This is a genomic window from Azomonas macrocytogenes, assembly GCF_014191985.1.
Taxonomy (GTDB): domain Bacteria; phylum Pseudomonadota; class Gammaproteobacteria; order Pseudomonadales; family Pseudomonadaceae; genus Azomonas; species Azomonas macrocytogenes.
On the sequence record NZ_JACHXI010000001.1, the window covers coordinates 62,365 to 76,395 of the forward strand.

General features: G+C 57.2%; 8 protein-coding genes and 1 pseudogene. 8 read left to right on the forward strand and 1 reads right to left on the reverse strand.

Annotation, left to right across the window (positions count from 1 at the left end):
* Nucleotides 1–137: 137 nt before the first annotated feature.
* From FHR87_RS00315 to FHR87_RS00335, 5 genes are all read left to right on the forward strand, one after another.
* A complete protein-coding gene (locus tag FHR87_RS00315; protein ID WP_183164706.1) occupies nt 138–2,873 on the forward strand; it encodes an ATP-binding protein in 2,736 nt (911 codons plus the stop codon).
* Between the two features lie 108 nt (nt 2,874–2,981).
* On the forward strand, nt 2,982–3,710 hold the full coding sequence (locus FHR87_RS00320) for a 4'-phosphopantetheinyl transferase family protein (RefSeq protein ID WP_183164707.1): 729 nt from the start codon (nt 2,982–2,984) through the stop codon (nt 3,708–3,710).
* A gap of 490 nt (nt 3,711–4,200) precedes the next feature.
* Nucleotides 4,201–7,080 carry a ribonucleoside-diphosphate reductase subunit alpha gene (locus tag FHR87_RS00325; RefSeq protein ID WP_183164708.1) on the forward strand — a complete coding sequence of 960 codons (2,880 nt, stop codon included), beginning with the start codon at nt 4,201–4,203 and terminating at the stop codon, nt 7,078–7,080.
* Nucleotides 7,081–7,289: 209 nt separating this feature from the next.
* On the forward strand, nt 7,290–8,543 hold the full coding sequence (locus FHR87_RS00330) for a ribonucleotide-diphosphate reductase subunit beta (protein WP_183164709.1): 1,254 nt from the start codon (nt 7,290–7,292) through the stop codon (nt 8,541–8,543).
* A 104-nt stretch (nt 8,544–8,647) separates the two neighbouring features.
* Nucleotides 8,648–9,271 (forward strand): hypothetical protein, encoded by a 624-nt coding sequence (locus FHR87_RS00335; protein WP_183164710.1) that lies wholly within the window; start codon nt 8,648–8,650, stop codon nt 9,269–9,271.
* A 297-nt stretch (nt 9,272–9,568) separates the two neighbouring features.
* On the opposite strand, the pseudogene FHR87_RS00340 reads toward FHR87_RS00335, so the two are convergent.
* Nucleotides 9,569–9,679, reverse strand: a pseudogene (locus FHR87_RS00340) (IS110 family transposase); the annotation flags it as partial.
* 295 nt (nt 9,680–9,974) lie between these two features.
* Between FHR87_RS00340 and FHR87_RS00345 the strand changes: the two are divergent.
* The 3 genes from FHR87_RS00345 to FHR87_RS00355 all read left to right on the forward strand — a co-directional run bounded on the left by FHR87_RS00345 (nt 9,975) and on the right by FHR87_RS00355 (nt 13,946).
* Nucleotides 9,975–10,469, forward strand: coding sequence for a sigma-70 family RNA polymerase sigma factor (locus FHR87_RS00345; protein WP_420826712.1), 495 nt, complete (start codon nt 9,975–9,977; stop codon nt 10,467–10,469).
* Nucleotides 10,466–11,398: a DUF4880 domain-containing protein gene (locus FHR87_RS00350; RefSeq protein ID WP_183164712.1), complete on the forward strand. Its 933-nt coding sequence runs from the start codon at nt 10,466–10,468 to the stop codon at nt 11,396–11,398. The genes FHR87_RS00345 and FHR87_RS00350 overlap by 4 nt, the downstream gene beginning before the upstream one ends.
* A gap of 184 nt (nt 11,399–11,582) precedes the next feature.
* Nucleotides 11,583–13,946, forward strand: a complete 2,364-nt coding sequence (locus FHR87_RS00355; RefSeq protein WP_183164713.1) for a TonB-dependent siderophore receptor — start codon at nt 11,583–11,585, stop codon at nt 13,944–13,946.
* Nucleotides 13,947–14,031: the final 85 nt, after the last annotated feature.

A 14,031-nucleotide genomic window follows, 5' to 3' on the forward strand; every position in this document is an offset into this window, starting at 1 on the left:
AACGCAACAAAACGAAGAGATACCCCAGCTGCGTTCAGCCGTGTCAGAAACGAGATACCGGTCCGATTTGTCATTCGGCAGGGCCGCCGGCGAACCGCTACACTAGCCTGCTGGCTAAATCGCAGAGGATCGGGTTCGTGCTGAATGACCTCGGAATCAAAGGTCGTGTGCTGATGCTCACGCTGCTGCCCAGCACCTTGCTGGCTCTGGTACTGGGCGTGTATTTCACCCGCGCACAGCTGCTGGATATGCGCGACCAATTGCATGTGCGCGGCGAACTGATCGCCAGACAGCTCGCCCCGCTGGTCGCCCCGGCCCTGGACCGCAGCCAGGATCGGCGTCTGCAGCGCATCCTCAATGACGTACTCAACCAACCCGATGTGCGCACCATTATCCTGCTCAACCCCGATCGGACCCTGCGCGCCCACTCCGGGCCGAACATGCTCACGCCTTCGCCGCATAGCGACCCACTGGATCTGACCCAGGCCAGCGGCACGGATACCACGCGCATCCTGATGCCGGTACTCGGTCGCCATCTGCACCTGGCCGACGACCGCAACGGCATAGACACTCGCCTGATCGGCTGGCTCGAACTCGAAATGTCCCATGAAGGAACCTTGCTGCGCGGCTATCGCCGGCTCTTCACCAGCCTGATGCTGGTCGGCGCCAGCCTGCTCATCACGGGCCTACTCGCCATCCGCATGAGCCGCACCATCACCCTGCCGCTGCTGCGCATCAAGCTGGCCGTGGCGCAGCTCAAGGAAGGCCACCTGGAAACCCGCCTGCCGCCGCTTGGCAGCCATGAGATGGACGAGCTTGCCTCCGGCATCAACAGCATGGCCGAAGCCTTGTTCAGTGGCCGGGAAGAATTGCAGCAGAGCATCGACCAAGCCACCGAGGATGTCCGCCAGAACCTGGAAACCATCGAGATCCAGAACATCGAACTGGATCTGGCGCGCAAGGAAGCCCTGGAAGCGAGCCGGATCAAATCCGAATTTCTCGCTAACATCAGCCACGAAATACGGACACCGCTCAACAGCATCCTGGGTTTCACCCGCCTGCTGCAGAAAAGCGAACTCGTACCGCGTCAGCAGGACTATCTCGCCACTATCGAAAAATCGGCTGACAACCTGCTCGATATCATCAACGAAATCCTCGATTTCTCGAAAATCGAAGCCGGCAAGCTGGTTCTGGAAAACATTCCATTCAATCTACGCGACGTCATCGAAGATGCCATGACCATGCTGGCGCCTACGGCGCATACCAAACAGCTGGAGCTGATCTGCCTGATCTATCGCGACACGCCGCTACAGCTGATCGGCGATCCGCTGCGTCTGAAGCAGGTTCTTACCAACCTGATCAGTAATGCCGTCAAATTCACCAGCCAGGGCGATATCGTGGTCCGCGCCATGGTGGAAGAAGAAAGCAACCAGCACGCCCAACTGCGCATCAGCGTGCAAGATACCGGCATCGGCCTGGACGAACAGGAAATCCGCATGCTGTTCCAGGCTTTTACCCAAACCGACAACTCACTTTCCCGCCAGCCAGGAGGCACCGGCCTGGGCCTGGTGATCTCCAAGCGCCTGATCGAGCAGATGGGCGGTGAGATCGGCGTCAGCAGCTCGCCCGGCGAGGGTTCGACCTTCTGGATCTGCCTGAACCTGGACAAGGCCTACGACGACGCCGTGGACCATCACCGTTCGCCGCTTCCCGGTGGCCGCGTAGCGCTGCTGGAACCGAACTTGCTGACTCGCCAGGCCCTGCAGCATCAACTGGAAGACCTGAACTTGCAGGTCATGCACTTCGAGACCCTGGAAATTCTCTACGAAGCGGTCAGCACCGCACACCAGGCGAACAGCCCGATCGATTTCGCGCTGCTCGATTTCGCCCGCCAGCAGGAATGCCTGACCGATCTGCCCCAATACCTGAAGCAGTTGGAAGCCTTTGGCTGCAAAGTACTCTTACTCTGTGAACAGGCACCGCACCAGAAGAGCCTGCTGGATTACCCGGCCCGCCTGCTGGCCAAACCGGTCTGCACCCGCAAACTGCAGGAGGAGTTGACCAACCTCGTCGGCAGGCACTTGCCGGCGCTGGAAAAGCTCATCATTCCCCATGCACCACGGATACTGTGCGTGGACGACAATGCCGCCAACCTGCTACTGGTCGAGACGCTCTTGAGTGACATGGGTGCCGAAGTGGAAGCTATCGACAACGGCATGGATGCCTTCGAAGCTGTGAAACACAAGACTTTCGACCTGGTATTCATGGACATGCAGATGCCCGGCATGGACGGCCGCCAGACTACCGAGGCGATCCGCCAATGGGAGAACGAGCACAACAACCTGCCATTGCCCATCGTCGCACTGACTGCACATGCGCTGGCCAGCGAAAAGCGCCTGCTGTTGCAGGATGGTCTCGACGATTACATGACCAAGCCGATCAACGAACGTCAACTGGCACAAGTGGTGCTGAAATGGACCGGCCTTTCCTTGCAGCAGAAGGATTCGTCGCAACCGGAGCAACAGGCGCTGTCGGACAACAGCCACAGCGTGCTGGATGCCGAAGAAGGCCTGCGCCTGGCTGCCGGCAAGGCGGATCTGGCCAAGGACATGCTGGGTATGCTGCTGGCATCGCTACCGGCCGACCGCCAGGCCATTCGCCAGGCCCGGGCAGCGGGTAATCACCAGACGCTGATCGACCACGTCCACCGCCTGCATGGAGCAACACGCTATTGCGGCGTTCCCCAACTGCGCACCGCCTGCCAGCGCAGCGAAACCCTGCTCAAACAGGACCATATCGATGCCCAGCTGGCGCTGGACGAACTCGACACAGCCATTGCCCGGCTGGCTCGGGAAACCGGTGTAGATGCCTGAAGCGCCGGCCCGGTGCCAGCTGTGCCGCTGTTCCCGGACAGACGGCGATCCTGCCGTGCCTCATGGAGGCACGGTATTTCATCAATCTTCCGCCTACGGTAATCGATCATGAGCACCCAAGCGCTCGCCCTGTCCTGCGGCATACAGCTACAGACTGATTGGCCCTTGCCCTGTCCGCTCCCGGGGATCTGGCTGTCGAGTACGGACTTCGAACCCACCCAACTGGACCTGCGGGACTTCGAACGCCTGGGCATTGCTGTGCCACGGGGCGTCCCCAAGCGGCAAGCCGAATACCTCGCCGGGCGCTGCTGCGCACGGGAATCGCTCCTGCAGCTCACCGGCCAGCCGACTATTCCCGGCAAAACCGCAGACCGTGCGCCGTGCTGGCCACCAGGCGTAGTCGGTTCGATCACCCATACACATGGCTGGGCAGCGGCCATGACGGCCTGGGCCAGCGACTGGCAAGCCCTCGGCCTGGATGCAGAAATCCTGATGAGTACCGCCCGAGCCGATCATCTGGCCCGGGAAATCCTCACCCCCGGCGAATACGCACACTACAGGAACCAACCGGAGAGCCAGCGTGGATTTCTCGCGACGCTCACCTTTTCTTTAAAGGAAAGCCTGTTCAAGGCGCTCTACCCGCTGGTAGGCAAGCACTTCTATTTCCAGGACGCCGAACTGCTCACCCACACATTGGACGGCCAGGCCCGCATGCGGCTTTTACTCGATTTATCCGCACAATGGCGCACCGGAAGCGAACTCACAGGACAGTTCGCCCTGCAGGATGAGCGCCTGCTCAGCCTGATTGCCGTTCCCACCAACCGGCCGACAGCCTGAACTCACGAGTACAGACACAACATATAGTGTTTTGCATTTCAATCGGAAAATTCACTTTTTTACCTCGTCCGCCAGGAATGACAGGCAACCTAGAAGCCACAAGCTCTGCAGCCCTCCATCCCAAGCCCACCCACACTTTATCCACAGCTTGTTCTATCTTGCACAGGCCGGAAAGCCTGTCTATTGTGTTTAAAGTAAACACAAACCCCAATATATGGGGTTTTTTATTTACCAATCCCTATTGACACACTGACTTGTGAAGAGCGTCATGGCATTCATCGTCCGACTTTGACGAGAATCAATCGCGTCCTTGCCCTGCCTGCTTTGCCGCAGCGAGCGATGGAAAAAGCCGGCCGAGCAGCACCACGAAAGCCTGACAAGCTGGCGAACATGACACTACATCTTGTGGTCAAGAAGAGAACGAATTCCCTGGAGCGATCCTTGTGATCGCCCCGACGATTTTCCAGCTATTGCAGAGGAGCAGAGAGCGATGGAGACAGAAAGCAACCGCGAGAGACACCAGGTCACCGATCTTCACGATCTGACCACCATTGCTCCCGGCCAGCTGCGTGTAATCAAGCGCAACGGGACAGTCGTGCCCTATACCGACGACAAGATCACGGTGGCCATCAGCAAGGCGTTCCTCGCTGTGGAAGGCACTTCTGCCTCTGCTTCGTCGCGCATCCACGACACCGTGCGCCGCCTGACCGACCAGGTCACGGCCATCTTCAAACGCCGCATGCCATCAGGCGGCGTGATCCATATCGAGGAAATCCAGGATCAGGTCGAACTGGCCCTGATGCGTACCGGCGAGCACAAGATCGCCCGCAGTTACGTGATCTACCGCGAAGCCCGTGCCCAGGAGCGCAAGCGCAGCAGCGGCGACGTGCTCCAGCCGCACCCAAGCATCCGGGTCACCAAGCTTGACGGCCAGCTCAGCCCGCTGGACATGGGACGCCTGCAGACCATCATCCGCGAAGCCTGCGAAGGGCTGGCCGAAGTCGACGGCGCGCTGATCGAGAAGGAGAGCCTGAAGAATCTCTACGACGGCGTGGCCGAGAAGGATGTCAACACCGCCCTGGTGATGACCGCCCGCACCCTGGTCGAGCGCGAGCCGAACTATAGCCAGGTCACCGCCCGCCTCTTGATGGATACCCTGCGCAGCGAAGCCCTGGGTGTTCTCGCCATTGCCGAGAACGCCACCCATCACGAGATGGCCGACCTCTACGCCAAGGCCCTGCCCGTCTACGTTGCCAAGGGCATCGAATTCGAATTGCTCGACCCGCAACTGCAAGGCTTCGACCTGGCCAAGCTGGGCGCTGCGATCAATCACGAGCGTGACCAGCAGTTCACCTACCTGGGCCTGCAAACCCTCTACGACCGCTATTTCATCCACAAGGACAATGTGCGCTTCGAGCTGCCGCAGATCTTTTTCATGCGCGTCGCCATGGGCCTGGCCCTGGAAGAGCCACGTAAGAACGAGCGCGCCATCGAGTTCTACCACCTGCTCTCGTCCTTCGACTACATGGCCTCCACGCCAACCCTGTTCAACGCCGGCACCTTGCGCTCACAGCTTTCCTCCTGCTACCTGACCACCGTACCGGACGACCTTTCCGGCATCTACGGCGCCATCCACGACAACGCCATGCTCTCCAAATTCGCGGGCGGCCTGGGCAATGACTGGACGCCGGTGCGGGCACTGGGCTCCTACATCAAGGGTACCAACGGCAAGAGCCAGGGCGTCGTGCCCTTCCTCAAGGTCGTGAACGACACCGCCGTCGCGGTCAACCAGGGTGGCAAGCGCAAGGGCGCAGTCTGCTCCTACCTGGAAACCTGGCACCTGGACATCGAGGAATTCCTCGAACTGCGCAAGAACACCGGTGACGACCGCCGCCGCACCCACGACATGAACACCGCCAACTGGATTCCTGACCTGTTCATGAAGCGCGTGTTCGAAGACGGCCCCTGGACCCTCTTCTCGCCTTCCGACACACCCGACTTGCACGACCTGACCGGCCGCGCCTTCGAAGCGCGTTATAGCCAATACGAAGCCCAGGCCCGGTCCGGCCAGATCAAGCTATTCAAGACCCTGCCGGCCAAGGATCTGTGGCGCAAGATGCTCTCCATGCTGTTCGAGACCGGCCACCCGTGGCTGACCTTCAAGGACCCGTGCAACCTGCGCAGCCCGCAGCAGCACGTTGGCGTAGTGCATTCATCCAACCTCTGCACCGAAATCACCCTGAACACCAGCCAGGAAGAAATCGCCGTGTGCAACCTGGGTTCGGTGAACCTGGTGAATCACATCACCGATGGCAAGCTGGACCTGGCCAAGCTGGAACGCACTGTCCACACCGCCGTGCGCATGCTCGATAACGTCATCGACATCAACTACTACTCGGTGCCGCAAGCGAAGAACTCCAACCTCAAGCACCGCCCGGTCGGGCTTGGCATCATGGGCTTCCAGGACGCGCTGTACCTGCAACACCTGCCCTATGGCTCGGACGCCGCCGTAGCCTTTGCCGACCAGTCGATGGAAGCCATCAGCTACTTCGCCATCCAGGCCTCCTGCGACCTGGCAGACGAGCGCGGCGCCTATTCCACCTTCACCGGCTCGCTCTGGTCCAAAGGCATCCTGCCGCTGGATTCGCTGGACATCCTCACCGAAGAGCGCGGCAACCAATACATCGACGTCGACCGTAGCCAGAGCCTGGACTGGACGCCACTGCGCGAGCGCGTCCAGAAAGGCATCCGCAACTCCAACATCATGGCCATCGCCCCGACCGCGACCATCGCCAATATCACCGGCGTATCGCAGTCCATCGAGCCGACCTACCAGAACCTCTACGTGAAATCGAACCTCTCCGGCGAATTCACCGTGATCAACCCTTATCTGGTCCACGATCTCAAGGCCCGGGACCTATGGGACCCGGTAATGGTCAACGATCTCAAATACTTCGATGGCTCCGTGCAGCAGATCGAACGTATCCCGCAGGATCTGAAAGACCTCTACGCAACCGCCTTCGAAGTCGAAACCAAGTGGATCGTCGAAGCCGCCAGCCGCCGCCAGAAGTGGATCGACCAGTCACAGTCGCTCAACCTCTACATCGCCGGCGCCAGCGGCAAGAAACTCGACGTGACCTATCGCATGGCCTGGTTCCGTGGTCTGAAGACCACCTACTACCTCCGCGCCCTGGCCGCGACCAGCACCGAAAAATCCACCATCACCACCGGCAAGCTCAATGCCGTGTCAGCGGGCGGCAAGGACAGCCAGTCGCAGCAAGTGGCACACAAGACGGAGGAATTCGAAACGCCGGCAGAGGTGCCGCAGGCGTGCAGTATCGATAACCCTGACTGCGAAGCCTGCCAGTAAATAACCGTAGGGTGGACGACGCTTTGCTCGTCCACCAAATGGTGGCTGGCCGTCCGCCTTGTTGAGCTCAGCGTTGAGCCAACCCTAATGCAGATTTCAGGGCTCTCCCGCGAGGCCCTTCCGACCGATTGCTGGTTTTTGCGCCCCTCGCGCAGATCAAAAACGTATCTCCGACCGCCTTGCAGCGGTCCCGACAGGAGGAAAAGCCCATGCTCAGCTGGGACGAATTCGACGAAGACGAAACCACCCTCACCCAACCGGCTGCCGCCGCGCCGACGCAGGCCACCGCCGAAATGAGCCTGGAAAAACTCGACAGTGTCGGCGATGCCGCCGCGCATGATGCCCGCGCTGTCGTCGCCGAAGACTCCGATGCCATCGCCCGTGCCAAGGCTGCATTGAACGATCTGGATGTGCAGGAAGGGCTGGAAGAACTCGAAGGCACCTCCGCCCGCGTGCGGGTCGACGAAAAGCGCATGATCAACTGCCGCGCCGACCTCAACCAACTGGTGCCCTTCAAATACGACTGGGCCTGGCAGAAATACCTGGACGGCTGCGCCAACCACTGGATGCCGCAGGAAGTCAGCATGACCACGGACATCGCCCTGTGGAAAAGCCAGGATGGCCTGACCGAGGACGAACGCCGCATCATCAAGCGCAACCTCGGCTTCTTCTCCACCGCCGACTCACTGGTCGCCAACAACCTGGTGCTGGCCACTTACCGCCTGATCACCAACCCCGAATGCCGCCAGTACATCCTGCGCCAAGCCTTCGAGGAAGCCATCCACACCCACGCCTACCAATACATCATCGAATCGCTGGGCATGGATGAGGGTGAAATCTTCAACATGTACCACGAGATTCCAAGCGTCGCGAAAAAAGCCAGTTGGGGCCTCAAGTACACCCGCTCCATCTCCGATCCGACCTTCAACACCGGCACCGTCGAAACCGACAAGCAGTTCCTGAAAAACCTGATCGCCTACTACTGCGTGCTGGAAGGCGTCTTCTTCTACTGCGGCTTCACCCAGATCCTCTCCATGGGCCGCCGCAACAAAATGACCGGCACCGCCGAGCAGTTCCAATACATCCTGCGCGACGAATCCATGCACCTGAACTTCGGCATCGACATGATCAACCAGATCAAGATCGAAAACCCGCACCTATGGGATGCCGACATGAAAGACGAAGCCACCCAGATGATCCTCCAGGGCACCCAACTGGAAATCGAATACGCCCGCGACACCATGCCCAGAGGCGTACTCGGCATGAACGCCGCGATGATGGAGGACTACCTCAAATTCATCGCCAACCGCCGCCTGATGCAAATCGGCCTCAAGGAAGAGTATCCCGGTACTACCAACCCCTTCCCCTGGATGAGCGAAATGATGGATTTGAAGAAGGAAAAGAACTTCTTCGAGACACGGGTAATCGAGTATCAGACGGGAGGGGCGTTGAGCTGGGATTGATATATATGGCGTTGATGTTCTGACGCGCTCAATCAAAGGATGTTCTGCACCAAATGGGGTAATTGTCTATGCTATTTGGTGCCTAATAGAAGTTATATCTCACCATGAAGATTTGCGCGATCTCACCATTGTGTTCCACAAGTGAATCGGAAATTCTGGAATTCATCCGTGAATGTGAGCATGATCTTGTCGTACTGCCTGGGCACGCAAGAAACCATCCCGGTTATAGAAAGATTGCAAAAACCCTTAAACCAGGGATTTCTGCGTTCGTTGAAGATGGGTCGGGCAAAGGAAATACCGTGCCGTGGCTTGTCTCCGCAGATAGACAGGTTCGGATGCCAAGTCAAATCTTTGGACAAAAACCAACGACCAACGACATTGATTCATTGCAAAGCGCGTGGCCCGAGCGGACACACAACATACACGGCCACAAAGTTTCATTTGCCCTCTGTGGCGAGATTGACGCCTTTTCCAAGAATGGAAAAGTTAAAGGCGGGCGGCAGCTCCCTTACGAAATACTTATAAATCCAACTCACACCACCCGTGGCAGGTGGAATCATCTAGGTGAGAAGTTGCGTAACTTATCAGTCAAATCGGTCGTAATTCATGTCGCCAACAACAATTACGATCATCACGACGTAACCACTCATTTGCGCATCTATGTAAACGGCAGCATCTTGAGCCGTCAAATAACTGGCGGAATCTCATGGTCGTGGTGTGAAATATAACAATTCATATATGGACTCTCCCCACAAGTAGTGAGAAATAGCTTTTCCAACCCTGTCGCCAGTGCGGTTGCATTCGTATATCCGGCCTTCCGTGGGCATTGCCGCCCTGGCCATTCTGTAGTTCGCGCAGCGGGAGCCAAGCGTTCAACCGATCGCACGGATCATGATTATTATCGGCCTTGTTCCGTTGCAGGACTCGCCTGTTCCGACAGTGTTGCTACTCACCACAACCACAAGAAAACCATCACAACCTACTGATTACCCCGCCGTCAGACGGGCCTTACGCTCTGCCAGTCACCGCTGAAACGCCGCTCGGTTCAGCCGCTTGCGCTGCACCACCTGACCGACACGGACACTCTCGGCAACCTGGTAAACGGACTTGGCCAGATCAACTGCGATACGCTTCATAAAGCCTCTCCCAACAATCAGTCACCACTGCTCTCGGTATAGAACTGTGGCGCGGGGAGAGTCCATTACAGCATTCAAGCAAGGTAGCCCGGATATCCCCGGTGGAAAATCGCTCCGCGAGTTTTCCACCCTACCCCGAAGTTTGGTTTCCGTAGAGTGGATAACGCCTTGCTCATCCGCCACCGTTTCTGCTCGACAGCATGCCATTGCCAACATCGATGAGAATAATTATTGTTAACCAGAATTAACATCTGAACGTCCATCGATGCCCTCCATCCCGCCCGTAGACAAACATTTGAGCCTGCACAATCAGCTATTGCACCGCCTGTTTGGCGAGCACCATGGTTGGCTGTTCGAACGTCTGCGCAGACGGCTTGGCTGCCGGCACGACGCGGCCGACATGGCGGCGGAAACATTCGCTCAGGTCGTTGCCTTGCCCAACCCGCAGTCCATTCGCGAGCCACGCGCCTTGCTCACCACCATCGCCAAGCGACTGATTTTCGCCAGTTGGCGCCGCCGCGACCTGGAGCAGGCCTACCTCGACGCCCTGGCCGCCGAGGACTATCCCGTGGCGCCTTCGGCCGAGGAACATTATCTGGTGATGGAGAGCCTGCTGGAGGTGGACCGCCTGCTCGGCGGGCTTTCGAGCAAGGCGCGAGCCGCCTTTCTCTACAGCCAGATCGATGGCCGCACCTATGCATCGATTGCCGAAGAACTAGGCGTTTCGGTCACGCGAGTACATCAATACGTGGTGCAGGGGCTGAAGGCGTGCTACCGGATGGACACATGAGCCCGCTACCAGCCGCTATCGAGCAAGCCATCGAGTGGCATGCCCGCCGCAGTTCGGGGGCTTTCGATACGGTCGACCAGCAGCGTTTCCAACGCTGGCTGGAAGCGGACCCCGGCCATGGCGAAGCCTGGAACAGCCTTCAGCAACGCCTGCAACAAAGATTGTCGCCCCTTTCCGGCCCGGCCACGCGCCAAGCGTTGCAAGCGCCACGTACCAGCCGACGGAGCTTGCTGCGCGGAGCGCTCGCCCTGGGCGGCATGGCGACCTGCGCGCACCTGCTGAGCCGGCCGGGGATGCCGTTGTCCGGTTGGAACGCCGATTTCCGGACAGCCACCGCCGAACGTCAGCACCTTGTGCTTGCCGATGGTTCCCGCCTGCTGCTGAACGCCGAAACGGCCATTGACGTCGAGCTCAGCGAAACCATGCGCAGCGTGACCCTGATCGAAGGTAGCCTGATAGCCGAAGCGCCGGCACAGGAACGACCGTTCCGCCTGGCGTGCCGTTATGGCGAGGCGCGGCTGTCGGCGGGTCGCTGCCTGCTGGAGATACGGGACAAAGCCGCACACCTGTGGATGCTGGAAGGTGAAAGTACCCTATATTCCCTTGGGGAGGACGTGCAACTCATGGCTGGCCAGGGCGCGCAACTGGATGCGAACGGCTTGCATATCCTGCCGGCCTCGCCGGTCGATCCTGCCGCCTGGAGCCGTGGCTTGCTGGAAGTCCACGACCAGTCGTTGAAAACCGTCATCGAGCGCCTGCGCCCCTATCACCCAGGCGTACTGCAAGTCGCCGAGAATGCAGCCGAGTTGCGGATTTCCGGCGTGTTCAACCTGGACGATAGCGAAAAAGCCCTACAGGCTCTGGCGGATATCCTGCCCCTGCGCATAGCACGTTACCTGGGGTGGTGGACTCGCATCGAGCACGCCTGAACCAGGCCCGGTTCTCTTCCATAACGCGCGATAGGGGCTGGCATTCCGTCAACGGCTGCCCGGCGCCCGACTGCTTTTTGAAAATTTTCCCTTGCCCCCTGAAAAATCCAGAGGCTCATCGCACACAACGGATAAAGGCGCTCGAACGAGCGCCATTACTTGCGACCCGGAGCCCGTTCAAACCATGCGCCATTTCATTGCTTGCCCCCTTGCCATCGCCTGTAGCCTGGCGGCCATCCACAGCCCGCTCCAGGCCGCCGATGCGACCTATGACTTCGCGCTACCCGCCGCACCACTGGCCAACACCCTCATCCGGATCGGCCAACAGAGCGGCCAGCAGGTCCTGTTCATCCCGGCCGATGTCGACAGTAGCCAAGCTGCCCCCGTACAAGGCCGGCTCAGCGCCAGCCAGGCGATACAGCAAGCCTTGCGCGGTACCGGCCTGACGCTACACATCACCAGCAACGGCGCCCTGAGCATTCAGCCGTCGGCACCGACCGAGTCGGCGGGAACGATGAGCCTGGACGCCATGACCGTAGTGGATAACCAGCTCGGCACCATCACCGAAAACACCAAGTCCTATACGCCCGGCGTTATCGCTTCAGCCACCAAGCTGGTACTGACTCCTAGAGAGACGCCCCAGACTGTCACGGTCATTACCCGCCAACATATGGATGACTTCAACCTCACCAGCATCGACAAGGTGATGCAGCATACGCCGGGTATCACAGTCACTTCACGGGACAGCGAACGGTCCGAATATTATGCACGGGGCTTTGGTATCACCAACTTTCAATATGATGGCATTCCCATTCAGCGACAAGCTCAATATTCCTCAGGCAATACCATGAGTGACATGATTGCCTATGATCGTATCGAAATCATCAAAGGTGCTAGCGGTATCACTACCGGAAGTGGTGGACCTGGAGCAACCCTCAACCTGGTACGTAAAAAACCCACCCATGAATTTTCAGGACATGCCACGGCAGAGGCTGGCCGTTGGGATAATTACCGCACCGAATGGGATATGGGTGGTCCTTTAAATGAGAGTGCTACTATTCGGGGCCGGGCTGTCGGGGCGTTTCAAGATAGGCATTCTTTCCAAGATCACTATAAAACACAAACAAAAGCCTATTATGGAATCTTGGAGGTTGATCTTTCGCCCAGTACGATGCTTACTTTTGGTGCTGACTACAACAAAAGTATTCCGACAGGCTCTAGTTGGGGAGGTGTTCCTATTTTTGATGCAGAGGGTAACGACGTCCATACATCACGTTCTTTTAACCCCGGAGCTAGTTGGAGTGCCTGGAAACAGTTCAGCCGCTCATTCTTTACTCAATTAGACCATTACTTTGATAATGGCTGGGTTAATAGAACTTATTACACCTATCAAACTAATGGTTACGATGCTCAATTAGGGTCAGTTGGGCTTTGGTCTCCCGAAGACAATACTCTTGATGCAGCAAGATATAGAGGTAAAACCAGAAGCCAAGCGTTAGAAATTTACGCAAGCGGGCCCTTTGAACTGTTTGGACGTCAGCATGAGTTGGTTGTAGGTGCTAGTGCTTATCGTAACCATTGGCAAGGTAATGATTTTCGCTATCGGTCAATTCCTGTCGAAAATCAAAGTTTTTATGACTGGACGGGAGATATTCGTAGACCTGATTGGGGATCGCCTGTTCGTGATAACGATCAACTTACGCTACAACGCGCGGTATACTCCACGGCTCATTTCAAGCCCACTGATAACCTTGCCTTTACACTGGGCGCCAGGGTTACCAATTACCGCTTGAGCAGAAATGTCTACGCCAAAAAGACCGGTGAAGTTACGCCTTTTGCCGGTGTGGTTTACGATCTCAACGATAATTTTTCACTGTATGCCAGCTATACCAGTATCTTCCTGCCCTCAAGCAATAAAGATCAGAATGGCAGCGTACTCCAGCCGGATGAAGGTGATAGTTACGAGGGTGGTATCAAGGGAGAATGGTTTCATGGTCGTCTGAATGCCAGCCTAGCTTATTTTGAAATTCGCGAAGATAATCGCGCCGAATATGCCGGTTTTAATGTGGAAAGAAATGAATCCTATTATGAAGGAATAAAAGCTAAAACCAAAGGATTAGAACTTGAGCTTTCGGGAGAAATAGCTCCTGGTTGGAATATCCAGACAGGTTATACATGGATGACCATTCGGCGTGATGACGATAATAAGAAAATAACGACAGAACAGCCTGAGCATCAATTCAAACTGTATACGACTTATCGACTACCGGGTATTTTCAATAAGTTAACAGTTGGCGGAGGAGCTAATTATCAGGGGACAACCTGGATGGATGTTTCCAATCCTGTCAAGGGAACTGTACAGAATCATCAGGAAGCTTTTTGGCTAGTCAACTTAATGAGTAAATATCAATTTACCGATAAACTTTCCGCTACACTCAACATCAATAATTTGTTCGATAAGTATTACTATACAAATATTGGTTATTATTCTACCAAGGCTTATGGTGAACCCCGCAGCATGATGTTGACCACCCGCTGGGATTTCTAAAAAAACAGGCTATCGAGCAGGCCTTAGGACGGATTAGCCAAAGGCTAATCCTTCATGCCCAGATACCCCCGGTGGAAAATCGCTC

Excerpts from the sequence above, each read along its gene's own strand:
- FHR87_RS00355 (WP_183164713.1), top strand. The coding sequence starts at position 11,583 with ATGCGCCATTTCATTGCTTGCCCCCTTGCCATCGCCTGTAGCCTGGCG.
- FHR87_RS00320 (WP_183164707.1), top strand. The coding sequence starts at position 2,982 with ATGAGCACCCAAGCGCTCGCCCTGTCCTGCGGCATACAGCTACAGACT.
- FHR87_RS00325 (WP_183164708.1), top strand. The coding sequence starts at position 4,201 with ATGGAGACAGAAAGCAACCGCGAGAGACACCAGGTCACCGATCTTCAC.
- FHR87_RS00335 (WP_183164710.1), top strand. The coding sequence starts at position 8,648 with ATGAAGATTTGCGCGATCTCACCATTGTGTTCCACAAGTGAATCGGAA.
- FHR87_RS00330 (WP_183164709.1), top strand. The coding sequence starts at position 7,290 with ATGCTCAGCTGGGACGAATTCGACGAAGACGAAACCACCCTCACCCAA.
- FHR87_RS00350 (WP_183164712.1), top strand. The coding sequence starts at position 10,466 with ATGAGCCCGCTACCAGCCGCTATCGAGCAAGCCATCGAGTGGCATGCC.